Genomic DNA, 23,325 nt, shown 5'->3' with positions numbered 1-23,325 from the left:
TTTCGCGTCAAATCCCTTGGTTCATTCTGGTATTGGGACGTCAAACCGTAGCGACAACAGATTGCAACCATCGCGACGCTCATACCGAATCTCGCTTGTCAGTTCGTGAATCAGATACCACCCGAAACCCCCTTCTGGCAGGTCCTGCAGGCTGGTCTCAACCGAGGCCGGGGTCCCATCCGGAGGTTTGCAGCCGGGCAGCGGACGCCCCGTATCCGATATCAGAATGTCCAACTGGTTGTGCTCCAACCGGCAACAGACCTGCACTTTGGCGGGTTCAATGTCAGAATAGGCATGTTCGACGACGTTGTTGATCGCTTCCGCCAAGGCGATCTTCACATCGTCCGCTTTTTCAACAGGCAAGCCGTGTTTGGCCAGGCCTGCGCTCAATTTCGCAATGCCAGCGCTTGCTTCCGTTTCTATCGCTGGAAAACTCAGTTGCAGGCAGGTTTGATCACTGGACGGCGTTACACACATCTACGTTGGCCGCGTTACTCTGCTTGCGCCGACAGCGCGTCGTCGAGGGAATCGAACAACCTGAAAACGGTGTCCATTCGTGTCAGGCGAAACACTTTTTCGACCACGGGTTGCAGCCCGGCCAGATCCAGTCGGCGCTCGCTTCCGATTTGTTTCATCGAGGCGACGATGGCCCCCAATCCGCTTGAATCAATGAATTCCACGCCTGCCAGATCCAGAACGATGCGAGCTGCGTCACTTTCTGTTTCGCGGCGCATGTCTTCCTTGAACTGGATGGCGATGGCCGCATCTATCCGTTCCGAATGAACGGTGATGATCTGTGCCCCTTCGGTAGTTGTGCTGGTCAGCGCCATGATTGACCGCCCTTTTCAGCTGAAATTGCGTCGTAGAAATACGCTAGACGGCAATTCTTAACATTCGGTATTCAAGTTCCGGCAAGAGGAGGGGTTTTCGATGAAAGACGTAGTGATCGCAGGCGCGGCCCGTACACCCATGGGAGGGTTCCAGGGCATGTTTGATGGCGTTCCCGCTGCCGAACTTGGTGGAACCGCGATTCGCGCCGCCTTGCAGCAGGCGGGTGCGGAGACTGTCGACGAAGTCCTGATGGGCTGCGTGCTTCCGGCGGGGCAGGGACAGGCCCCAGCGCGTCAGGCGGGGTTTGCCGCCGGGTTGGGTGAAGAGGTGCCCGCCACGACCCTCAACAAAATGTGCGGCTCGGGTATGAAGGCCGCCATGATCGCGTTTGATCAGATCGCATTGGGCCACACAGATACCATGATCGCGGGCGGGATGGAGAGTATGACGAACGCGCCGTACATGCTGCCCAAGATGCGCGGCGGTGCGCGGATCGGGCACGGGCAGGTTGTGGATCATATGTTTCTGGATGGGCTTGAAGATGCCTATGACAAAGGCCGTCTGATGGGAACTTTTGCCGAAGACTGCGCCGAGACCTATCAGTTCACCCGCGAGGCGCAGGATGAATATGCGCTGCGATCCCTTTCGAACGCGTTGGCTGCCCAAGACAGTGGCGCGTTTGATGGGGAAATTGCCGCGGTTACGGTGCAAACCCGCAAGGGGGCGCTGGTGCTTGAGGCGGATGAGCAGCCCAAATCCGCCCGACCCGAGAAAATCCCGACGCTGAAACCAGCCTTCCGCAAAGACGGCACTGTAACGGCGGCAAATTCCTCCTCCATTTCTGACGGAGCGGCCGCTCTCGTTCTGGCCTCTGTAGACACCGCTGAGGCGAAAGGACTAACCGTCCGCGCGCGCGTTTTGGGCCACGCCAGCCATGCGCAGGCCCCGGGCCTGTTCACAACCGCTCCGGTTCCTGCGGCGCAAAAGCTGCTTGAGCGTCTGGGCTGGACCAAAGATGATGTGGACCTGTGGGAGGTGAACGAGGCCTTCGCCGTGGTTCCGATGGCTTTCATGCACGAATTGGGCCTGCCGCGCGACAAGGTCAACGTCAATGGCGGAGCCTGCGCCCTGGGTCACCCAATCGGCGCATCTGGTGCCCGGATCATGGTCACCCTTCTGAACGCTCTGGAAAAACGCGATCTGAAACGCGGGATCGCTGCGATCTGTATCGGAGGCGGAGAGGGCACGGCGATCGCCATCGAACGCATTTGACCCTCTGAGCTTTTGCAAATACTCCGGGGACTGGGGGCGTCGCCCCCCAAGACCCGGATCGGAGCAATGCCAATATGACCGTCGACTATGACACCCTTGCCAAAACCATCGCCTCGCTGACCGAAGGCGAAACCGATCGGATCTCTCTTATGGCGACCATCGCGTGCGAGGTGCACCATGCCGATGATCGCTTTGACTGGACAGGGTTCTATCGCGTCACCGAACCGGGCCTGCTGAAAATCGGCCCGTATCAAGGCGGTCACGGCTGTCTGGTCATCCCATTCGAGCGCGGCGTATGCGGCGCAGCCGCGCGCACGGGTGAGGTGCAGCTGGTTCCGGATGTGGATGCCTTTCCTGGTCATATCGCCTGCGCGTCTTCCACAAGGTCAGAGCTTGTTTTGCCCGTACGCGATGCCTCGGACGCAGTTATTGCCGTGTTTGACATCGACAGCGACCAGCCGGATGCTTTCACGGAAGTGGACGCGTCCGAATTGACCAAAATTCTTCAAAACGTGTTCTCCGCCTGGCGGCAACCCTAACTAAATCCTTGTGGTTCTTGGATTTGGTCGCTGGTCTATGATTTGTCGTGAAAAAATGCTTTGAAATTTCACGGAACTGAGGCATCGTGAAAAACATAAAAGGAATTTCACGAGAATCGGAGTCCGGCTTTGAACACGCAAACCCCTCAACGCGCGACGCTCGGAGCGGACTTGCGAGCGTTGCGCAAGGCAAGGGGTTTGACGCTGACTGAAATTGCCGACCGCCTGAACCGCTCGGTCGGGTGGCTGAGTCAGGTCGAGCGGGACATGTCCGACCCTTCAATCTCGGACCTGCGTCAGATTGCGGAATGCCTGGGCGTTCCCATGTCGATGCTGTTTTCACATTCCGCCGCCCCGGTCGAGGAGCAAGGCTATGTGGTTCGCGCTGTGTCACGACGTCCAATGGGCTCGGGTGAAGAAGGTCTGATCGAAGAACTGCTGTCGCCAGACCTGACCGATGATTTTGAGATGGTGCATTCCACCTTTGAGCCCCGATCCAAAATGCAAAAAACCGCTGACCGACCTACGCAGGAGGTCGGATATATGATCTCGGGCCAACTGGACCTGACGATCGGCGCGCGGCACTTCACGGTCGGCCCGGGCGACAGTTTCCGGATCAAGCACGAACCCTATCAATGGGCAAACCCCTATGATGAGCCCGCCGTGGCCATCTGGGTCATTGCACCACCGGTATACTGATGAGCTTTGAGGCCTGGACCATATTCGCGCTGTTCTGGGTGGTGTTCGTCACCACTCCGGGGCCGAATGCGGTCAATTGTATCTCAAACGGTATGAGCTTGCCTTTCCCAAAGGCGATGCTTGGAGTGCTTGCGATCCTGACACAGGCCAGCGCGTTTCTGATTTTGTCGGCGCTGGGTGTAACGGCCTTGATCGCAGCCTCACCTACCGCCTTCTTCATTGCCAAACTGGTCGGGGCGGGGTTCTTGATCTGGGTCGGTATTCGCGGATGGATCAACGCGAAACGGCCGGCGCCTGCCACTGAGCGCCCTGCGCGGCATGTCTATCTGCATGCGCTTGCGGTGGCGACAATCAATCCAAAAAGCGTTGCTGGCTATCTGGCGGCCTTTTCGCAATTCGTGCAGCCCGACGTGCCGATCTGGCAGCAGATGGGGGTGATCATGCCGACCGCTCTGATCATCACGACGCTCAGCTATACCGGCTTTACCCTGCTGGGCGCGCTGATGGGCAAGGCGGCATTGGGGGCTGTGTTCAATATCTGGGTCCGCCGGATCATGGCGACCTGTTTCATCATCTATGGCGTGTTGCTGGGTGCCAGCTCTGCGCCCGCAGCAAGGGGGTAGCTATATGCAGACGGGATCCTGCCTCTGCGGCAAAGTCGCGTTTACGATCGACGGAGACCTCTCGCCGCCCTCCGTCTGCCATTGCGGTCAGTGCCGCAAACAATCGGGTCATGTCTGGTCATCGACATGGACGCATCAGGACAACCTGAGCTTCACCGCCAGTGACACGCTGCGTTGGTTCCGCGCCTCAGAGACCGCACGGCGCGGATTCTGCAGCGAGTGCGGCTCATTCCTGTTCTGGCAGCACAATGAAGAAGACACGATTTCGATCTCGATGGGGGCGCTCAGCGAACCGACGGGACTGAAACTCTCAAAGCACATCTTTGTCGCGGACAAGGGTGACTACTACGACATCTCAGACGATCTGCCCCAGCGGGCACAGTAACAGAGGATCAAAACACATGAGTGATTTTCCAACCAAGGCCCGTGTGGTCATCATCGGTGGCGGCGTTGTCGGCTGCTCGTCCTTGTATCATCTGGCGAAAAAGGGCTGGACGGACTGCGTTCTGCTGGAAAAGAACGAACTGACTGCGGGGTCTACATGGCACGCGGCGGGTAACGTGCCGACCTTCTCGACTTCGTGGGCGATCATGAACATGCAGCGCTATTCGACCGAGCTGTATTCGCGTCTGGCCGAAGAAGTCGACTATCCGATGAACTACCACGTTTCGGGGTCTATCCGTTTGGCGCACAGTAAAGAGCGCATGCAGGAATTCGAACGCGCGATGTCGATGGGTCTGTACCAGGGCATCCCGATGGAGATGTGGACCCCAGAGCAGGCGAAAGAGCGCTACCCGTTCCTTGAAACCCATGATCTGGAAGGCGTGCTGTACGACCCGACCGATGGCGACATTGATCCGGCGCAGCTGACACAAGCCTTCGCCAAAGGCGCGCGTGATCTGGGCCAAAAAATCATCCGCTTCTGCCCGGCCACCGATGTAACGCAACACGATGACGGCACTTGGACCGTTCACACCGAAAAGGGCGACATTGCCTGTGACTATGTCGTCAACGCAGCCGGATATTACGCGCAGCGTGTGGGTGAGATGTTCAAACCCTATGGCGGCCGCATGGTGCCTGCCATGGTCATGAGCCACCAGTACCTGCTGACCGACGAAGTCCCCGAGGTTGAGGCATGGTCGAAGGAAAACGGTGGCAAACTGCCTCTGCTGCGCGACGTGGATATCTCATACTACCTGCGTCAGGAAAAGAACGGCTTCAACCTTGGCCCCTACGAGCCCAATTGTAAGGGCGAGTGGATGACCGAAGACGATCCGATGCCCGAGGATTTCAGCTTCCAGCTTTGGAACGACGATCTGGACCGGATTGAGGACATCATCACCGACGCGATGGAACGGGTTCCGCTGATGGCAACCTCGGGGGTTGGTCGCGTGATCAACGGCCCGATCCCTTACGCGCCGGACGGTCTGCCGATGATCGGCCCAATGCCCGGGGTGAAGAACGCGTTTGAAGCGCACAGCTTTACCTTCGGCATCGCGCAAGGTGGTGGTGCAGGCAAAGTGCTGGCCGAATGGATCGTTGATGGCCACACCGAATGGGATATGTGGGCCGTCGATCCGCGCCGCTACACCGACTACACCGATCAGGACTACTGCAACCAGAAGGGCATGGAGGTCTATGGCAACGAATACGCCATGCACTTCCCGCACCACGAATGGCCTGCTGCGCGCGACAAGAAGCTGTCGCCAGTCCATGCCAAGGTCAAAGAACTCGGCGGTGTCATGGGGGCCTATAACGGCTGGGAACGTGCCAACTGGTTTGCCAAGCCGGGCGACGACACCTCGCTGGAAGCAACGCATACATGGGGCCGCTCCGGCCCGTGGGAGCAGCGCATCAAGGAAGAGTGCGAAGCCGTACGAGACAATTGCGGCGTGCTGGACCTGCCGGGCTTCTCGCGTTTCATGGTCAAAGGTGAAGGAGCGGCAGAAGCTCTGCGTGGCCTAGTCACCGGTGGTCTGCCCAAGATTGGCCGCATCAATCTCGTCTACATTTCGGACGACCGTGGCCGTATCCTGACCGAGATGTCCTGTATCCGTCTGGGCGAGGATGAGTTCGTGATGATCACTGCTGCCACCGCGCAGTGGCACGACCGCGACATCCTGATGTCCGCCATGCCCTCCAGCGTTTCGGTCGAAGACGTCACCACCACCCGCGACACGCTGATCGTGACCGGCCCGAAATCGCGCGAGATCCTCTCGGGCCTAAGCGATGCGGATCTGTCCACCGGCTGGCTGACGCATCAGTCCGCGACGGTTGCAGGCAAACCGGCCTTCCTGATCCGCGTATCCTTCGCCGGAGAGCTGGGTTGGGAGGTTCACGCCCTCAACGAAGACATGCCCGCGATCTACGAAGCGATCCTCGACGCGGGCGCGACCCCGTTCGGCATGTACGCCCTGAACTCGCTGCGTATCGAGAAAGGCTACCGTGCGTGGAAGGGCGATCTGTCGACCGACTACTCGCTACTGGAAGGCGGGCTGGAGCGGTTCGTCAAACTGGACAAACCGCAGGACTTCCCCGGCAAGGCTGCGATCCTGAACGAAAAGCAGCAGGGCGTGAAGAAATCCTTTGTCACGCTGACAGTGGACGCAGGCGATTGCGACGCGCCTTACATGTCTTGCATCTGGCAGGGCGATCAGATCGTGGGCGAGACGACCTCGGGCGCATGGGGCTATCGTGTTGGCAAGTCTATCGCGCTGGGCATGGTCAAGACCGAGGTCGCAAACCCGGGCACAGAGCTTGAGGTTGAGATCTACGGCCAGAAGTACCGGGCTGTGGTGCAGGAAGACCAGCCGCTCTGGGATCCCGCCAACGAGCGTCTGCGCGCCTGATCCCTTTGGGGATTGCCAAATTGGCACAAAACTCCAAGCTGGGGCCCATGGCGGGCCCCAGTCTGCCTTTCACCAAAGTCCAAATCGGAAGGCTGAAATGACGATCCCTGCACATATGTCCGGCGTTTACCTCACTCATCACGGCGGGCCGGAGGCTTTGCAGTGGCGCGAGGATATTCCCGTTCCAACGCCCGGTCCCGGGCAGGTTCTGGTCCGCGTCGCAGCTGCCGGGGTCAACAACACCGATATCAATACGCGGGTCGGGTGGTACTCTTCGGACGTGACCGGGGCCACCGATGACGTCGATCAGGATATCGATGCCGGAGGGTGGGGCGGCGCGCTTCAATTCCCTCGAATTCAAGGCGGCGACCTGTGCGGCATTGTCGAAGCAGCCGGTCCGGGTTCAGGGTTTCAACCCGGTCAGCGCGTGACCTGCCCGATCAATCTGCCGCGCCCGCGACCTGGCCATCCACAGGGGTTTATTGCCTTAGGCTCTGAGATTGATGGCGCCTTTGCCCAATACTGTCTGGTCGAAGCGAATGATCTCTACGATGTCTCTGCCTCGCCATTGTCAGATACCGAGATCGCGGCCATTCCCTGCGCCTTTGGCACGGCCGAGAACCTTTTGACCCGCGCCGGGGTCACCGCTGGCCACAAGGTGCTGATCACGGGCGCTTCGGGCGGTGTCGGTCTGGCGGCGGTGCAACTGGCCCGCCTGCGCGGCGCGTCCGTCTGGGGCATAACCGGTGCCGCCAAGGCCGAGGTTGTGAAATCCCAAGGCGCGGTTGAGACCTTTGATCGCGATGCTGCGTTACCTGCAGACATGTTCGACGTCGCGATTGACGTGGTTGGAGGCCCTAAATGGGCGCGCCTCGTGCTGGCCCTGAAACCCGGCGGGCACTACGCTGTATCAGGTGCGATTGCAGGCCCGATGGTGCAGGCCGATCTGCGCGACATCTACCTGCGCGATATTACCATTCACGGCTGCACTCACCAATCGCCTGAGGTGTTTGGCCGTCTGGCTGAGCTGATGAATGCCGGTCGGATCAAGCCTTTGATTTCCCGCACCTATCCCCTAAGGGATATTGCTAAGGCACAAGAGGATTTCCAATCCAAAGCGTTGCCGGGGAAATTGGTGCTGATCCCGTAAGGAGTTTATGACATGGCCGAAATTACTCTGTTAGATGGCTCGATCGGGCAGGAGCTGGTCAATCGCAGCGGTAATCAACCGACGCCGCTCTGGTCGACGCGGGTGATGATGGATCAACCGGAATTGGTGCGCGAGGTTCATGCCGAATACTTCCGGCGCGGGGCCACAGTTGCGACAACCAACACCTATGCCGTCCACCGCTCGCGCCTTGTGCGCGAAGGGATCGAGGACCAGTTGGCGCAATTGATCCACACCGCCGTGTCTCAGGCCGATCTGGCGCGCGCAGGTAATGGCGGGCGCATTGCCGGAGCGCTCGGGCCGCTATTGGCCTCCTACAGACCCGATCTCGAGCCTGATCCGGAGGAGGCCGGACGCAAATTCGCTGAACTGGTCGCGCTTATGGGGGATGGTGTGGACCTGATCCTGATCGAAACCGTCTCGTCGGTGATGGAGGCCGAAGGCGCCCTGAGGGGCACTGCTGGCTGCGGGAAACCTGTGTGGCTGGCCCTGTCTCCGATGGATGAGGACGGAACGCGTCTGCGATCCGGTGAGCCGTTGGATCAGATTGCTCCCTTGGTCGAGCGCTACAAACCGCAAGCCGTGCTGATCAACTGCACCCGTCCTGAAGCGGTTCCAGCCGGGCTTGAGATATTGTCAGGGATGGGGCTGCCCTACGGCGCCTATGCCAACGGCTTCACCCATATCGCCGAGGGGTTTTTGCAAGACGCCCCCACGGTTGATAGTCTCGCACAGCGCCACGATCTCAGCCCCGAGGCCTATGCCGACCACGCGATGGCCTGGGTCGAGCAAGGCGCAACAATCGTTGGCGGATGCTGCGAGATCGGCCCGGATCATATCGAGGCCCTCGCGCGTCGCCTGGAATCAGCCGGTCATCGGATCGTCTGAACCGACAAGGGAACGGTATGTCCGAGACACCATCGCCAGCCTCCGACACGCGTCAGACCAGTCCCGTGCATTTCGACATTCTGGTCGCGCCGGGCTTTGTGCTGCTGGAACTCGCGTCGCTGGTGGATGTTCTGCGGATTTCCAATCGGGTGTCTGCAACACCGCCGTTCACCTATACCTACCGATCCCTGCGTGGCGGTCCGGTGGCAAGCAGCAGCGACGCAACGGTCCAGACCGAAACCATCCCGAACCAACCCGATGCCACCTATCTGTTTGTGATCGGCAATTCGGACCCGGATCACCCCGACCTATCTTTGGGTCGGGTGGTGTCGAACTATACCTATCGCGGCGCGCAGGTGTTTTTGTTGGCCGAGGCGGCAAGCCGGTATATCGACGAGCAGGGTACAGCCGATCTGGCAACTCATTGGGAAAACGCCTCATTCCTGCGTGAGCGCGGTGCACGGTTCGAAGCGAAACTGTCCATCGCAACCGAGCGCGGCGCAGTCGTCACTTGTGCAGGTATGGGGGCCACCACCGATATCGCACTGGTCGTGATCGGGCGGCATATCTCGGGGCCCACGCAATTGACCGTGGCGGACGTCATGCTGCATGAAAATATCCGCGATTTTTCGTCGATGCAGCCGTTCTCGGGCGCGAAAAACACCGCGACTGGGGACAAGAAACTGGATCAGTGCATCAAGCTGATGCAGGCCAACATCGAAGACCCTTTGCCGATCCAGGACCTTGTGGACAGTCTGAATATCTCGAATCGATCGCTTGAGCGGAAGTTCAAAGCGTTCTTCGGCACCACACCCAACGGGTTCTATCGTGAAATGCGGCTGGCCAAAGCGAACAACCTTTTACTGAATACCACCATGAGCGTGCGCGAAATAGGTTTGGCCTGCGGTTTCCCGAACGGGTTCTCATCAGTTTACCGGAGTTTTTTCGGCGTGACGCCCTTTGTGATGCGCCAACAAAAGAGACAAGCCGCGCAGAGATGATTTTTGCGGATACGATGACGTTTTTGATAGATTCCGCGCCGATTTTTCATGCCATTCAGGGACAAACCTGAACGAACGGAGTCTGCATTATGGTTGATCTTCCCAGCAAGGCCCGCGTGGTCATCATCGGCGGCGGCGTGATCGGATGCTCGGTTGCCTATCACCTGACCAAGAAGGGCTGGAAAGATGTTGTGCTGCTTGAGCGTAAGCAACTGACCAGCGGCACGACCTGGCATGCGGCTGGTCTGATCGCCCAGCTGCGCGCGACGGCGAACATGACCAAGCTGGCGAAGTACAGTCAGGAACTCTATGGCTCGCTCGAGGAAGAAACCGGCGTTGCGACAGGTTTCAAGCGCTGCGGCTCGATCACTGTCGCTCTGACCGAAGAGCGTAAGGAAGAGATCTACCGCCAAGCCGCCATGGCACGCGCCTTTGGAGTCGAAGTCGAAGAAATCTCGAACGAGCGCGTAGCCGAGCTGTATCCGCATCTCAACATCGAAGACGTCAAAGGGGCTGTGTATCTGCCGTTGGACGGGCAGGGTGACCCGGCGAATATCGCGCTGGCGCTGGCCAAGGGCGCGCGCCAACGCGGTGGTATTGTGAAAGAGCGTGTGAAGGTCACCGATGTCGTCAAGCAAGGGCGCAAGGTCACCGGCGTTGACTGGGTTGCCGACGACGGCAGCGCCTCAGGCCATATCGAATGCGATATGGTGGTGAACTGCGCCGGGATGTGGGGCCACGAAGTGGGTCGCATGGCGGGCGTGAACGTTCCGCTGCATGCCTGCGAGCATTTCTACATTGTCACCGAAGGCATCGATGGCCTTACACAACTGCCGGTTCTGCGCGTTCCGGACGAATGCGCCTATTACAAGGAAGACGCGGGCAAAATCCTGCTGGGTGCGTTTGAACCCAACGCCAAGCCTTGGGGCATGAATGGTATCCCTGACAGCTTTGAGTTCGATCAACTGCCCGAGGATTTCGACCATTTTGAACCAATCCTCGAAGCGGCGGTGAACCGTATGCCGATGCTGGCCGAAGCCGGTATCCACACCTTCTTCAACGGACCTGAATCTTTCACTCCCGATGATGCCTATCACTTGGGTCTTGCGCCCGAGATGGACAATGTCTGGGTCGCGGCGGGCTTCAACTCGATCGGTATCCAGTCGGCCGGTGGCGCGGGCATGGCGTTGGCCGAATGGATGGACAGCGGTGAGAAGCCGTTTGATCTGGGCGATGTCGACATCAGCCGGATGCAGCCCTTCCAAGGCAACAAGCAGTACCTGTTCGAGCGCTCGAAAGAGACTCTGGGCCTGCTCTACGCCGATCACTTCCCCTACCGTCAGAAAGCCACGGCACGCGGAGTGCGGCGAACTCCGTTCCACCATCACCTGTTGGAACAAGGCGCGGTCATGGGGGAATTGGCCGGTTGGGAACGCGCCAACTGGTTCGCCAATGACGGGCAGGAACGCGAATACCAATATAGCTGGAAGCGTCAGAACTGGTTCGAAAACTCTGCCGCAGAACACCGCGCCGTGCGCGAAAATGTCGGCATGTATGACATGTCCTCCTTCGGGAAAATCCGCGTCGAAGGCCCCGACGCCGAGAGTTTCATGAACTACATCGGCGGCGGCGACTACTCGGTGCCGAGTGGCAAGATTGTCTACACCCAGTTCTTGAACCGCGCCGGCGGGATCGAGGCCGACGTAACCGTGACCCGCCTGACCGAGACCGCCTACCTGGTCGTCACGCCAGCCGCGACCCGTCTGGCGGATCAATCATGGATGCAGCGCCATGCGGGCAACTTCAACGTCGTCATCACAGATGTGACCGCCGGCGAAGGCGTTCTGGCCATCATGGGGCCGAACGCGCGAGCTTTGCTCGAGAAAGTCTCGCCCAACGATTTCTCGAACGCGGCCAACCCATTTGGTACGGCACAAGAGATCGAGCTTGGCATGGGCCTCGCCCGCGCGCACCGCGTCACCTATGTGGGTGAGCTGGGGTGGGAGATCTATGTCTCCTCAGACATGGCAGGACATGCGTTCGAGACGCTGCACGCAGCCGGGCAGGACATGGGTCTTAAGCTGTGCGGCATGCACATGATGGACAGCTGCCGCATCGAAAAGGGCTTCCGCCATTTTGGGCATGACATAACCTGTGAAGATCACGTGGTTGATGCCGGGCTTGGTTTTGCCGTGAAGGTCGACAAGGGCTGTGACTTCATCGGCCGCGAAGCCGTGATCGCGCGGAAAGAGAGCGGTCCCAAAAACCGTCTCGTGCAGTTCAAGCTTACCGATGCCGAGCCGCTGTTGTTCCACAACGAACCTATTGTGCGCGATGGTGAGTATGTCGGCTACCTGAGTTCCGGCAACTACGGCCACACTCTGGGTGGTGCTATCGGTCTGGGCTATGTGCCGTGTGAAGGCGAAAAAACTGCGGATGTTCTTGCATCGAGCTACGAAATCGACGTTTGCGGTGTCAAAGTAAAGGCCGAGGCGTCTTTGAAGCCCATGTATGATCCCAAGTCCGAGCGCGTGAAAGTCTAACCCGCAGAACAGGGGGCTCTGCCCCCGCCGCGGCAAGCCGCGACTCCCCCGGGATATTTAGGGCCAGATGAAGCAGGGGATCCAGTCTTCATCTGGTTAAAAATATCCCGGAGCGCGAGGCAAAGCCTCGCTTAAAAGCGCGGTTTCGAAGTCGACCCATCACAATTCGTTATGTGCGACTTCACTGTTTTCAGAGTTTTCAACCCTTCCGGAACTGCCGTAAATGGGTCCGATACTTATCGGAGATTTCTCGTGGCGACTGCCTCCTCACCTTCACAGAATGCGGACACTCCAAAAGGGTTTGTGCTGGCGGTTTCTGCCTATGTCATGTGGGGTTTCCTGCCACTTTATATGAAAGCGCTTAGCCATATTGGCCCGGTCGAGGTTGTGGCGCATCGGGTCATCTGGTCTGTGCCGGTGGCGGGGCTTCTGCTGGTCTATCTGGGGCGGACACGCGACCTCAAGGCGGCGTTGGGCAATCCCAAGATGTTGGGAATGGCGGCTTTGACGGCGGCGCTGATCTCGGTGAACTGGGCGATTTATGTCTGGGCGATCTCAACCGGGCATGCGCTGGATGCGGCACTCGGGTATTATATCAACCCTTTGTTCAGTATCGCCTTGGGCGCTGTATTGCTGCGAGAACCTCTGACGCGCGTGCAACTGGTTGCTGTTGGTCTGGCGGCTTTGGGCGTTTTGGTTCTGGTGGTCGAGGCTGGGCGTCTTCCCTGGGCGGCGCTGGGTTTGATGGTGAGTTGGGGATTCTACGCCTTCTTCAAAAGGTCTTTGCCGATTGGCCCCAATCAGGGGTTTCTGCTTGAGGTTCTGATCCTTTTGATCCCCGCGATCGCCTATGTGACGTGGCTGGGGGTTCAGGGAACCGGGCATTTCGGAATACTGGCCTCGGATACTGTCTTGCTGTCCTGTGCAGGCGTCGTGACGGCGGTGCCTTTGCTGGTCTATGCCAATGGGGCCAAGCTCGTCAGGCTGTCGACGATGGGTATCCTGCAATACATCGCGCCCACCATGATCTTCATAACCGCAGTTACCGTGTTCGGAGAACAGATTGACCGGGCCCGAATGATTGCCTTTCCTCTGATCTGGGCGGCGCTTGTGGTGTATTCGATCCCGATGATCCGACAGGCGAGGGCTCAGGCCTGAAGCAGAAGACGCGCGGCGCTTTCGGCCCAAATCGCGTAGGTTTTGGGGCTGGGGTGGTATCCATCCGGCGCGGCCAGAGCGGGATCATTCGGTAAATCCAGTGACAAGTGTCGGAGTTGCGGATGGGCAGCAACGACCTGTTGCAGACCACGATCCAGGCGCTCGGATTGTCGACCCAATACCCATGCCAAAGGATGGGGCAGGGACGGAAAGCGGTTCATCTGCGGTACTGCCGTTACCACAACGCGTCGCGCACCGAAGCGTTGGGTCAGCATCCTGGCCAACTGGTTTTGCCGTTCAACGAAGCGTTCATAGGTCACGCCTCGGGTCACGTCGTTCACGCCGAGCGCGGTGACGACCGCATCGTATGTGCCTCCAATCGTTTGCAACCTCTCAAGCGTATCTCGTGTCGTGTGTCCGGTTGTTGCCTCCAACCGCCATTCGACCGAGTGATGCCGCTCCAAGTGTTTGACCAAATGGCCTGACAGCGCCTGTTCTTGCGTGCCCGCGCCTACGCCGGCGGCAGAACTGTCGCCCGCAATCAACAGGCGCAGGCGAGGCCCACGGCCCGTTCGCCCTTCGCGCGGACCAATCGGTTCCGGCAGCAGCTGGGCCTTGCGGCGCACAGCCAAGCCCTGCGCCGCCAGAACTGGCAGCAGGGGCACACGCAGAATCTGATCGGCGGCAAGCGGATTTGACATGATCAGCTTAGGGCGGATTTGAATTCCAGAAACCGGGGGTCGGTCATCACCCGGGCCATCATCGCTTCACGCAGGGCACCAATGGTCTTGTGAGGGCGCATCACAACCTCGAACTGCTGGATCAAACCCTCGTCGTTTAGCGTGATCAGGTCCACGCCGACCGCATCCAGATCTCCGACCTTGCATTGAAACTCCAGCGCCCAGTCATTGCCGCTGCCCATGATCCGTCGATAGCGGAAGTCGGAAAATACCTTACCCACATGGCCCAACACCGCCGCAACCGGCGCGCGGCCGGTCCATGTGCTGTAGTAGGTGGGCGGCATGAAGCGGACGTCCTCGGCCAAAAGCTCGTGAATGAGGTCTTCGTCCCCTTTGGCGACAACCTCTTGCATGCGTTCGATTGTTGGATGCATGACCTCTCCCCTTTTGCCTCAACGGTTCACGATACGCGTGCCGCGCGCAAGGACGACGTTGCGGGAAGTGGCGCTGTGGGATAGGCACGCGGGCATGAATGAGACCTACGATCCCCCCCAGACACCGCTGGATGTGCTGCATGAAGATGCGCAACTCATTGTGGTGAACAAGCCCTCGGGCTTGTTGTCGGTGCCGGGGCGAGGTGCGCATTTGGCGGATTGCCTGCTGACCCGCGTGCAGGCGGTGTTCCCTCAGGCCCTGTTGGTGCATCGGTTGGATAGGGATACCTCGGGCGTGATGGTGTTTGCGCAGACACCCCACGCGCAACGCAACCTGAGCATGCAGTTCGAGCAGCGCCAAACCCGTAAAACCTACATAGCGCGCGTTTGGGGGCGGCTGGAGGCCAAGACGGGCACGGTTGATCTGCCGCTCATCGTCGACTGGCCGAACCGACCGCGTCAGATGGTGTGTCATGATACAGGCAAGCAAGCCGTCACTGACTGGCGTGTTGTCAAATACGAAGGTGATACGACGCGCGTACGTCTGTTTCCGAAAACCGGCCGCTCGCATCAGTTGCGCGTTCACATGCTGGCCTTGGGTCACCCGATTCTGGGTGACCCGTTTTACGCCGAAGGCGCAGCGCGCGATTTCCCGCGCCTTATGCTGCATTCTGAAGAGCTGCGCCTGAAAAGCCCCGAAGGGGGCGTGGCGATGAAGTTTCGTGCCAAGGCGGATTTCTAAGTTCAGACCACGTTGGTCCACAACAGTTTCAGGTTCCCGAGGGAAAACCGCCGCGAACGTTTGCGGCGCGCGGGTTGTGCGCGGTGTCGATCTGCGGCTAGTTCACGCTCGATCTCATAGGCGCGAAGGGTGTGATCCTGCGACCAACGTTCAAGTTTCAGGTGCATCAGAACATGGTTGTCTAGACTGGGCATATTGGGCCTCCGGGTTTTTGAAATCTGACCCAATCTCGCGCACCACTCCTGACACCCCCTTGTCAGGGGGATGTGCTAGGTTGTCAGCAGTTTGACAGGAGACCCCGACATGAGCCGCTCGACCCGGTTGTTCGAAATCATCCAGATGCTCAGGGCCGCAGATGCGCCCGTGACGGCCGATCAACTGGCCGAAAAGCTCGAGGTCTCCACGCGCACGGTCTACCGTGATATCGCCGAGCTACAGGCGCAGCGCACGCCGATCGAGGGCGAGGCAGGCGTTGGCTATCTGATGCGGCGCGGCTATGATCTGCCACCGTTGAATTTCGACGCCGAAGAGGTTGAGGCGCTGTGGGTCGGGCTATCGATGCTGGCGCGCACCGGTGACAGTCATCTGCAACGGGCAGCGCGGCGCATCTGTGACAAGATCGACGCGCTTCATTGTCCTGCCGATTGGCTGCAGGTCTCGACCTGGGGTGCGCCGGTTGATGATCCCGCGAAAGGATGCATCCCTGTGGCCAGTTACCGCGAAGCGATACGGGCCGAGCAGAAACTGCGCATCACCTATGTCAACGGTGCGGGCGAACGCTCTGAGCGAGTCATTCGGCCTGTGGCTCTGATCTACCACATCGAATGCACGATGCTGGCCGGGTGGTGCGAGCTGCGGGGCGGGTTCCGGCATTTCCGGACCGACCGTATCTGGGCCTGTGAAGACACGGGCCAAAGTTTCCGTGGCCAAGGCAGTTCGCTCCGGGATTTGTGGAACGAGCAGGAGGGCAAAGATCCGGCCGCGCAGACCGTCTGAACAAGTATGGGCGGGGATTCGCCGACTTCACCGCTTTGTTGCTTGAGCCCGCGCAACGCTGCCGTGATATACTGATCTGCAACAAGGCAAACCCGATCAACGGGTGCCCGAGCAGAAGGTGATACCATGACGATTTCCAAGTTTTTTCTGGCAACCGGGCTATGCTCGGCCATGACTCTGGCGGCCTGTACCGATCCGGGCACGTTGAACCTGCCCTCCGATCCGAATCAGAATGCCAAGCAGGGCGCGGTTTTGGGTGGTTTGGTTGGTGCTGGTGTCGGCGCAATCGCGAACAACTCGAACCCTCTTTTGGGCGCGGTAGCAGGCGGTGCGATCGGTGCGGCTGGTGGAGGCCTGATCGGCAACCAACTTGATAAACAGGCGGCAGAGTTGCGTCAGCAGCTGGCCAATGACGGGATCACCATTGTCAACTCGGGCGACCGGCTGATTGTGACCGTTCCCAATGACATCACCTTCGACACTGACAGTGCGACGGTCCGCCCGGCCTTGCGCGCCGATCTGGTGCGGGTTGGTCAGAACCTCGTGAATTATCCGAACTCCAACGTGCAAATCATCGGTCACACCGACAGTGACGGCGAGGCCTCGTACAACCAAGGCCTGTCCGAGCGTCGCGCCAATGCGGTTGCAGACGTCCTTCAGGCGAACGGTGTGAACTACAGCCGGATCGTCACCATCGGGCGCGGTGAAGATAACCCGGTTGCCTCAAACCTAACGCCGGAAGGCAAATCGCAGAACCGCCGGGTCGAGATCGTTATCGTACCCAGCGCGAACTCGTAATCCCGTGAGCATTTCGGGCGGCCTTCTGGCTGCCCCTGTGCGCGCACGATCTGTGCAAGAAATGGGGTTTGGATCGGGCGCGTCTCGGTCTACCTATTGGGAAACACTGAAACGGAGTTTCCCGCAATGTCCCAACCGACCCTCCTTGGCCTGTCCGGTTCCCTGCGTCAGTCAGCAACAAACCGTAAGCTTCTGCGCGAGGCGGCACGCCTTTTTGATCCTGCCAGCTTTGTCGAAGCGGATCTGAACCTGCCCCTTTATGACGGGGATCTGGAAGAGGGTGAGGGTATCCCAGCCGCCGTGCAAACGCTGGCCGACCAGATCGCGCAAGCGGATGCGGTGATTATATCCACACCGGAATACAACAAGGGGCCGTCGGGCGTGCTGAAAAACGCGCTGGACTGGGTCAGCCGCACGTCGGGCAAACCTTGGGCCGACAAGCCGGTTGCAGTAATGTCAGCCGCAGCGGGTCGGGCCGGAGGGGAGCGCGCCCAGATGGTCCTTCGCGCCTATTTGGTGCCGTTCCAGCCGCGCATTCTGCAAGGTCCCGAGGTCCATCTGGCCGACAGCTCCAACGCGTTTGACGACGGGGGACGACTGACAAGTGAGCGCTATGAAAAGACCATCCATGCGTTGATGCAAAAGCTGCGGGCCGAGGTCGAGCGTCTTTAGGCGGGTACGGTATGCGTGAGGATCGGCAAAGCGATGTGATGGACCCGGCCCGGGCAGCGGCCTTGCAGGTTGCGCTGGGGTTAGAGCCTACGATCTCTGACGGTTCTGCGTTGCCGCCGTTCTTTCATCAGCTTTATTTCTGGTCCCCGCGCGCGCCGTCTGATTTGGGGCGCGACGGGCACCCTCGGGTCGGGATTGGCCTGATTCCGGACATGAGCCTGCCGCGCCGGATGTGGGCCGGAGGGCGGTTGCACTTCCATACCCCCCTGCGGGCAGGTGCAGAGGCCGAGCGGCATTCCGTTCTCGAGAAGCAGAGCCGCAAAGCCGGGCGAACTGGGCCATTGGGGTTTGTCACGCTCAAGCATGAGATCTGGCAGGATGGGGCGCTCTGCGTCACCGAATGGCAGGATCTGGTCTATCGTGAAGATCCCGCTCTGGACGAGGTGAAGCCAACGCCGCCCATGGCGCGACGTGACGAAACTGAGCGCCGCGAGGTGCGCTTCGACAGCACCCTTTTGTTCCGGTATTCCGCGCTAACCTTCAACGGCCACCGTATCCACTACGATCTGGACTATGCGCGCGATGTCGAAGGGTATGGCGGGCTGGTCGTACACGGGCCGCTATTGGCGCAACTTCTGATGCTGTTTGCGGAGGAGATGGCCGGCCCGCTGACGCGCTTTTCGTTCAGGGCAACCGCGCCGCTTTTACACTTCGAGACCGCCACACTCTGCCGCAATGGGCCGGACCTATGGGTTCGAGGCCCCGATGGGCGACAGTGCATGCAGGCAGAAGCGCGGTCAGAGTGACGCTTCGGGTCGGAAATCCTCGGGGATTTCATCGCGACCGTCCAGCATGAGGTTCGCCATCACCTCGGCCACTTTCGGGGCCATGCCGAAGCCGATTTTGAAGCCGCCATTGGCGATGAACTGACCGTCGTGCAGCGGGTGCGCGCCCAGCATCGGAGCGCGGCTTTTGCTGCGGGGGCGAACACCGGCCCACCGCTCGATCACCTCGGCTCCGTGCAACACAGGAACGGCGCGGGTGGCGCGGTCGATCAAATCGTTAAGCGCGTCGTCAGTGCTGGTCGGATCATTATAGTCTCGCTCAGAGGTCGAGCCGATGGCAAGCGTACTGTCTGCATGCGGCACGATATGGATCGCATCGGCGAATAGCTGCGGCACCGCGCCCGCATCAAAGCGCAGCAATGCCGCCTGTCCCTTGACGCCATTGCCGACAGTTTTTCCGAAACTTTGGCTGAGCTCCTGCAACCCGGCGACACCTGTCGCGTGCAGTACATGGCCCTTGTCCGGGGCCTCGGCGACCACCTCAACCCCCATGACCGAGAGCGCCGCAACCAGCGCGGCACAGGCCCTGCGCGGGTGCATCCGCGCGGTCAGGGTGTCTTGGATGACATAGCCGGTCGGGCTGGGCGGGCACCATTGGCCTGCCTCCGACGTAGACAGCACCTGCCATTCGGCCATACCTTGCCACAGCTCTTGCGCGGTGGCGTGCCGTTGGTGCGCCAGCTGCAGGCTGCGCTCATCCATGATGGGTTGAAGACGCCCCAGACGCCCATAGCCGGCTGAGACCCCTCCGGTCGTTTCGACCTGCGCCCAAAAGGGTTCGGCCATGATCAGGCTATCGAACTGAAAGGCTTTCTTTGCATTCCAGTTCTCGGGCACATGCGGGGCCAGGGCGCCGACCAACCCACCACTGGAGCCCGCGCCGGGGCCAAAGGGATCGACAACCTGCACCTTCGCGCCGCGCCGGGCGCAGGTCCAGGCGATGGACAGGCCAAAAATGCCAGCGCCGCGTACCGTCACATCGACCATTGCCAAACCCCTCTTCCTTGTTCAGTGTCGCGCCGCTTAGCTACAGGATTCCCCGATGGCAGACCAGCACGCCGAATTGACATGGAGAGAGGACAGGATTCCGGTTTCTGACCAGTTCGATGACCCATATTTCTCGTTGCAAAACGGGTTAGAAGAGACGCGGCATGTCTTTCTGTCGGGCAACGAGCTGCCTGCGCGCTTTGCGCCAGGGTTTCATATTGCCGAACTGGGCTTTGGCACCGGCCTGAATCTGCTGACCGCCTGGTCCGCGTGGGAGGCCGCAGGCCAGACCACCCCGCTGCGTTTCACCAGTTTTGAGGCCTTCCCAATGGCCCCCGAGGATATGGCGCGCGCCTTGGCCGCTTTCCCCGAATTGCAACCTTGGAACGACCGCTTCCTGTCGCAATGGCGCGGCGGGTCCTGTCAGTTCGACACGCTGCACCTTGAGGTGATCGAGGGCGACGCTCGCCAGACGTTGCCCGGCTGGACTGGCAAGGCCGATGCGTGGTTTCTGGACGGCTTCTCACCCGCCAAAAACCCAGAACTCTGGGGCGCGGAGTTGATGCAGCAGGTATCCGATCATACGGCACCGGGCGGCACCGCGGCCACCTACACCGCAGCAGGTTTTGTCCGCCGCGGGTTGGAAGAGGCCGGTTTCGCAGTCGCCCGCGCGCCTGGATACGGTCGCAAACGGCATATGACACGGGCGGTGAAAGCGTGACGCAGCAGAACAATATCTCGGCCGGGATCGCGCTGATGGTCGCCTCAACAGTGGTTTTTGCCCTGCAGGACGGGATATCGCGCCATCTGGCCGGAACCTATAACACTTATATGGTGGTGATGGTCCGCTACTGGTTCTTCGCCGCTTTTGTCATCGCACTGGCGGCCCGCGCTCCGGGTGGGTTGAAGGCTGCGGCGCGTACCGATCAGCCGAAACTCCAGATCTTTCGCGGCGTTTTGCTGGTGACTGAGATTTGCGTCGCCGTTTTCGGCTTCACCAAGTTGGGTCTGATCAACAGCATGGCGGTCTTCATCTGCTACCCTCTTCTGGTCGCGGCTCTCAGTGGCCCGGTTCTGGGAGAAAGCGTGGGCTGGCGGCGTTGGACTGCAATCGGGGTCGGCTGCGTCGGCGTGTTGATCATCCTTCAACCGGGGGTCGGTGTGTTTAACCCTTGGGCGATCATTCCGTTGATCTCGGCCTTTCTGTTTGCGGTCTATTCACTGCTCACCCGCTATGCCGCGCGTCAGGACAGCGCCGCTACCAGTTTTTTCTGGACCGGCGTCAGCGGTGCCGTTGCCATGACGCTAGTCGGCATGTGGTTCTGGGAGCCGATGGCAAAGGCGGACTGGGCCTGGATGGCAACGCTCTGTGTTAGCGGTGCCTTTGGCCATTGGCTGCTGATCAAATGCTATGAGGCGGCCGAGGCCAGCGCGGTGCAGCCCTTTGCCTACCTCCATCTGGTATGGGTCGCGATCCTTGGTATCGCGATCTTCAACGAGGTCCTCCGCCCCGAGGTCGTCATCGGCGCAGGGCTGGTTGTTGCAGCGGGGCTGTTCACACTATGGCGCGAACGCCGCAAGGGTTGATCCGGTCAGTTCCTGCGAGAAGGGCACGGGCAGGGCTGGTTTCCCCAGACGCGCGCGGTAGACCGGCAGGCTTTCGGTCACGCGCATCACATAGTTGCGCGTTTCGCTGAAGGGGATGGTCTCGATCCAGTCGACCACATCCACCTCACCGGCGCGGGGGTCGCCGTAGCGCTCCATCCATGAGATCGGCCGCCGCGGTCCGGCGTTATACCCGGCGGACATCATGACCACATTGCCGTTGAAATCCGCCGCAAGGCTGGACAGGTAGTTGGCCCCTAACTTGGCATTATACTCCCAGTCCGCGGTCAGTCGACCAGTCTTATGTCCGCTTAGTATCCCCAGCTCCTGCGCGACCAGTTTGGCGGTCGCTGGCATCACCTGCATCAAGCCGCGCGCGCCTGCGCCGCTGATCACCACCGGATCAAATTCGCTTTCACGGCGGGCGATGGCCAATGTCATCTCTTTGGCCATCGGCAGGCCGATATCCGCGACCGGATGCACGGGGTAATAGGCAGCGGGAAGAACCGTTCCCGTGGTCGCCGCGCGTTTGGCGATCATTACGGCCAAATGCGGCTCTTTCAACTCGATGACCAGATCACCCAGTTGATTGGCTTGCGCTGAATCGAGGCTTTCGACCAGGTGGGTCAGAAACCGTTCGGAGAGATTGTCCTCCCCTGCCTTTAGCAGCAGCAGACCGGCCTCCAAAACGCTGGAGTTCGCAAATTCGGCTTGCCGCCAATGCGCGGCGCGGGGCGGGTTGGCGAGAGTGCTGTCAAACGGTCGCCCGATCTGCTCGGCTGCCAGAATGCCGTAGAAAGACGTCTGATAATCTGCACCCATTGCATAAGCGTCATAGGCTTTCTCGGCATCCCCTTGCGCCGCGTAAGCGCGACCCAGCCAATAGCCAGCACGGCCCCTTGAAATCGGCGATTTCACCGCGGCTTCAAAGTTTTGAAAATGCCGAACTGCCGTTGCCGGGTCGTTCAACTTGCGCAAAGCCAGGAACCCGGCCAGCCATTCCAGATCGGCGTATCCATAGCCCATTTCGGGCGTCATATGGTGATTGGCGGCAACCTCGTAGGCGCGGGACGCACTGCCCTGCCGCATCTCAAGCCGGGCCAGTCGGCGTCGCCCCTCGGCCCATTTGTCGGGCTCACCCAAGGCGTCTGGGCCAGTTGAGCGTGCCAGCATCAAATCAATGGCACTGTCGTCCAGCTCTTTCTTGTCGCGCCAGACAAAGCGATCAAACGCCAACCCCGGAGACCCTGCCAGAGCCTTGGGTACGGCAGAAATCTTACCGTCCACGCCCGGTTCGCGTTTTTGCAGGGCAATTCGGGCTTCTGCCAGTTTGCGCTGATCGGCGCTGACCAGTGGCAGCATACGCCCGGCGCTGACCAGATGATTGTCCCACAGCATCCGATCCAGTCGGGCAGTGTGGTGCGGTTTTAGCAACTTGCCGAAATTCTCAAGATAATCCTTTTGCAAGCCCGACCCCATGGGCATGGTGCGCCAGGCTGTTACGATATCGGCCTCGGCGTCCCCAATCCGGCCCTTGGCTTTCAGCGCAACGGCATAGTTCAGCGCGCCTTCGGCCGTTTGCGGCGGCTGATCGGCGTAGAAGTTCACCGCTCGATCCGGATCAGCCCCGGTAAAGGACGGCTCGCTCTTGCGGCGCAACCAAGCCAGTCCGGGCCAGTCGGGGCGGCGCTCAAGAAACACAAGCACATCGCCTGAGCTGCCAAAGCCCTCTCGCAGCCAATGCCACACTATGATGTCACGCGTAACCGAGCCGCGTGCGCCAGAAACCGCTAGCGCTTCGTTCCAGTCACCTTTGCGCATTTCGGCCAGCCCGGCGCGCAGATCACCGGCGGCATCGGCCCGCGCGGCGCTTGCCTGCATCCCAAAACACAGAATCACTGTTGCCAAAAAGGCCAGAACGCGTGTCATCCCTTGCATTTCCCAACCAACCGAGGATAGAGCCATTCAGGATAAACCTTGCGCCGCCAGTATCAA

At 60.0% G+C, this 23,325-nt stretch carries 25 protein-coding genes; 18 read left to right on the top strand and 7 right to left on the bottom strand.

Annotated features, from left to right (window positions below):
- Positions 1-21: 21 nt before the first annotated feature.
- Positions 22-390, bottom strand: coding sequence for an ATP-binding protein (locus ACP15L_RS06610; RefSeq protein ID WP_425083570.1), 369 nt, complete (start codon positions 388-390; stop codon positions 22-24).
- 101 nt (positions 391-491) lie between these two features.
- Positions 492-830 carry an STAS domain-containing protein gene (locus ACP15L_RS06605; protein ID WP_425083569.1) on the bottom strand — a complete coding sequence of 113 codons (339 nt, stop codon included), beginning with the start codon at positions 828-830 and terminating at the stop codon, positions 492-494.
- A 100-nt stretch (positions 831-930) separates the two neighbouring features.
- Here ACP15L_RS06605 and ACP15L_RS06600 point away from each other — a divergent pair, with 100 nt between their 5' ends.
- From ACP15L_RS06600 to rarD, 11 genes are all read left to right on the top strand, one after another.
- Entirely contained in the window at positions 931-2,103 is a 1,173-nt protein-coding gene (locus ACP15L_RS06600; RefSeq protein WP_425083568.1) for a thiolase family protein, read from the top strand.
- A 74-nt stretch (positions 2,104-2,177) separates the two neighbouring features.
- Positions 2,178-2,642, top strand: a complete 465-nt coding sequence (locus ACP15L_RS06595; RefSeq protein WP_425083567.1) for a GAF domain-containing protein — start codon at positions 2,178-2,180, stop codon at positions 2,640-2,642.
- A gap of 129 nt (positions 2,643-2,771) precedes the next feature.
- Positions 2,772-3,341, top strand: coding sequence for a helix-turn-helix domain-containing protein (locus tag ACP15L_RS06590; RefSeq protein ID WP_425083566.1), 570 nt, complete (start codon positions 2,772-2,774; stop codon positions 3,339-3,341).
- Entirely contained in the window at positions 3,341-3,964 is a 624-nt protein-coding gene (locus ACP15L_RS06585; protein ID WP_170638275.1) for a LysE family transporter, read from the top strand. The genes ACP15L_RS06590 and ACP15L_RS06585 overlap by 1 nt, the downstream gene beginning before the upstream one ends.
- A gap of 4 nt (positions 3,965-3,968) precedes the next feature.
- Positions 3,969-4,349, top strand: a complete 381-nt coding sequence (locus ACP15L_RS06580) for a GFA family protein (protein ID WP_425083565.1) — start codon at positions 3,969-3,971, stop codon at positions 4,347-4,349.
- A 16-nt stretch (positions 4,350-4,365) separates the two neighbouring features.
- A complete protein-coding gene (locus tag ACP15L_RS06575) occupies positions 4,366-6,813 on the top strand; it encodes a GcvT family protein (protein WP_425083564.1) in 2,448 nt (815 codons plus the stop codon).
- A gap of 97 nt (positions 6,814-6,910) precedes the next feature.
- Positions 6,911-7,963 carry an alcohol dehydrogenase family protein gene (locus tag ACP15L_RS06570; RefSeq protein ID WP_170690658.1) on the top strand — a complete coding sequence of 351 codons (1,053 nt, stop codon included), beginning with the start codon at positions 6,911-6,913 and terminating at the stop codon, positions 7,961-7,963.
- A 12-nt stretch (positions 7,964-7,975) separates the two neighbouring features.
- The gene (locus tag ACP15L_RS06565) at positions 7,976-8,869 is read left to right on the top strand and encodes a homocysteine S-methyltransferase family protein (protein ID WP_170375535.1); all 894 of its coding nucleotides are present in this window, start codon (positions 7,976-7,978) and stop codon (positions 8,867-8,869) included.
- A gap of 17 nt (positions 8,870-8,886) precedes the next feature.
- A complete protein-coding gene (locus ACP15L_RS06560; protein WP_170375533.1) occupies positions 8,887-9,870 on the top strand; it encodes a helix-turn-helix domain-containing protein in 984 nt (327 codons plus the stop codon).
- Between the two features lie 89 nt (positions 9,871-9,959).
- Positions 9,960-12,413: a GcvT family protein gene (locus tag ACP15L_RS06555; RefSeq protein ID WP_425083563.1), complete on the top strand. Its 2,454-nt coding sequence runs from the start codon at positions 9,960-9,962 to the stop codon at positions 12,411-12,413.
- A 252-nt stretch (positions 12,414-12,665) separates the two neighbouring features.
- Positions 12,666-13,571, top strand: a complete 906-nt coding sequence (rarD, locus tag ACP15L_RS06550) for an EamA family transporter RarD (protein ID WP_425083562.1) — start codon at positions 12,666-12,668, stop codon at positions 13,569-13,571.
- On the opposite strand, the gene ACP15L_RS06545 is transcribed toward rarD, so the two are convergent.
- Together ACP15L_RS06545 and ACP15L_RS06540 are read right to left on the bottom strand one after the other, a co-directional pair.
- Positions 13,562-14,272 carry an SGNH/GDSL hydrolase family protein gene (locus tag ACP15L_RS06545; RefSeq protein ID WP_425083561.1) on the bottom strand — a complete coding sequence of 237 codons (711 nt, stop codon included), beginning with the start codon at positions 14,270-14,272 and terminating at the stop codon, positions 13,562-13,564. The genes rarD and ACP15L_RS06545 overlap by 10 nt on opposite strands.
- A gap of 2 nt (positions 14,273-14,274) precedes the next feature.
- Positions 14,275-14,685, bottom strand: a complete 411-nt coding sequence (locus ACP15L_RS06540) for a nuclear transport factor 2 family protein (protein WP_170719697.1) — start codon at positions 14,683-14,685, stop codon at positions 14,275-14,277.
- 94 nt (positions 14,686-14,779) lie between these two features.
- Between ACP15L_RS06540 and ACP15L_RS06535 the strand changes: the two genes are divergently transcribed.
- On the top strand, positions 14,780-15,427 hold the full coding sequence (locus ACP15L_RS06535; RefSeq protein WP_170677963.1) for an RluA family pseudouridine synthase: 648 nt from the start codon (positions 14,780-14,782) through the stop codon (positions 15,425-15,427).
- A 2-nt stretch (positions 15,428-15,429) separates the two neighbouring features.
- On the opposite strand, the gene ACP15L_RS06530 is transcribed toward ACP15L_RS06535, so the two are convergent.
- Positions 15,430-15,621 carry a hypothetical protein gene (locus tag ACP15L_RS06530; RefSeq protein ID WP_425083560.1) on the bottom strand — a complete coding sequence of 64 codons (192 nt, stop codon included), beginning with the start codon at positions 15,619-15,621 and terminating at the stop codon, positions 15,430-15,432.
- Between the two features lie 109 nt (positions 15,622-15,730).
- Between ACP15L_RS06530 and ACP15L_RS06525 the strand changes: the two genes are divergently transcribed.
- The 4 genes from ACP15L_RS06525 (at position 15,731) to ACP15L_RS06510 (ending at position 18,699) form a co-directional block, all read left to right on the top strand.
- A complete protein-coding gene (locus tag ACP15L_RS06525) occupies positions 15,731-16,423 on the top strand; it encodes a helix-turn-helix transcriptional regulator (protein WP_170375494.1) in 693 nt (230 codons plus the stop codon).
- Positions 16,424-16,549: 126 nt separating this feature from the next.
- On the top strand, positions 16,550-17,221 hold the full coding sequence (locus tag ACP15L_RS06520) for an OmpA family protein (RefSeq protein WP_170471320.1): 672 nt from the start codon (positions 16,550-16,552) through the stop codon (positions 17,219-17,221).
- Positions 17,222-17,347: 126 nt separating this feature from the next.
- The gene (locus ACP15L_RS06515; RefSeq protein WP_170471319.1) at positions 17,348-17,893 is read left to right on the top strand and encodes an NAD(P)H-dependent oxidoreductase; all 546 of its coding nucleotides are present in this window, start codon (positions 17,348-17,350) and stop codon (positions 17,891-17,893) included.
- Between the two features lie 11 nt (positions 17,894-17,904).
- On the top strand, positions 17,905-18,699 hold the full coding sequence (locus tag ACP15L_RS06510; protein ID WP_425083559.1) for an FAS1-like dehydratase domain-containing protein: 795 nt from the start codon (positions 17,905-17,907) through the stop codon (positions 18,697-18,699).
- Here ACP15L_RS06510 and ACP15L_RS06505 read toward each other — a convergent pair.
- Entirely contained in the window at positions 18,691-19,725 is a 1,035-nt protein-coding gene (locus ACP15L_RS06505) for an NAD(P)/FAD-dependent oxidoreductase (protein WP_425083558.1), read from the bottom strand. The genes ACP15L_RS06510 and ACP15L_RS06505 overlap by 9 nt on opposite strands.
- 55 nt (positions 19,726-19,780) lie before the next feature.
- Between ACP15L_RS06505 and mnmD the strand changes: the two genes are divergently transcribed.
- Entirely contained in the window at positions 19,781-20,446 is a 666-nt protein-coding gene (mnmD, locus tag ACP15L_RS06500) for a tRNA (5-methylaminomethyl-2-thiouridine)(34)-methyltransferase MnmD (protein ID WP_425083557.1), read from the top strand.
- Positions 20,443-21,312 carry a DMT family transporter gene (locus ACP15L_RS06495; RefSeq protein WP_425083556.1) on the top strand — a complete coding sequence of 290 codons (870 nt, stop codon included), beginning with the start codon at positions 20,443-20,445 and terminating at the stop codon, positions 21,310-21,312. Before mnmD ends, ACP15L_RS06495 begins: the two co-directional genes overlap by 4 nt.
- Here ACP15L_RS06495 and ACP15L_RS06490 read toward each other — a convergent pair.
- Positions 21,286-23,259 (bottom strand): transglycosylase SLT domain-containing protein, encoded by a 1,974-nt coding sequence (locus tag ACP15L_RS06490; RefSeq protein WP_425083555.1) that lies wholly within the window; start codon positions 23,257-23,259, stop codon positions 21,286-21,288. The genes ACP15L_RS06495 and ACP15L_RS06490 overlap by 27 nt on opposite strands.
- Between the last annotated feature and the right edge of the window lie 66 nt (positions 23,260-23,325).

The sequence above is a fragment of the Ruegeria profundi genome, assembly GCF_049800715.1.
Classification (GTDB): Bacteria; Pseudomonadota; Alphaproteobacteria; order Rhodobacterales; family Rhodobacteraceae; genus Ruegeria; species Ruegeria profundi_A.
This window is presented reverse-complemented; position numbering and strand designations above follow the sequence as displayed.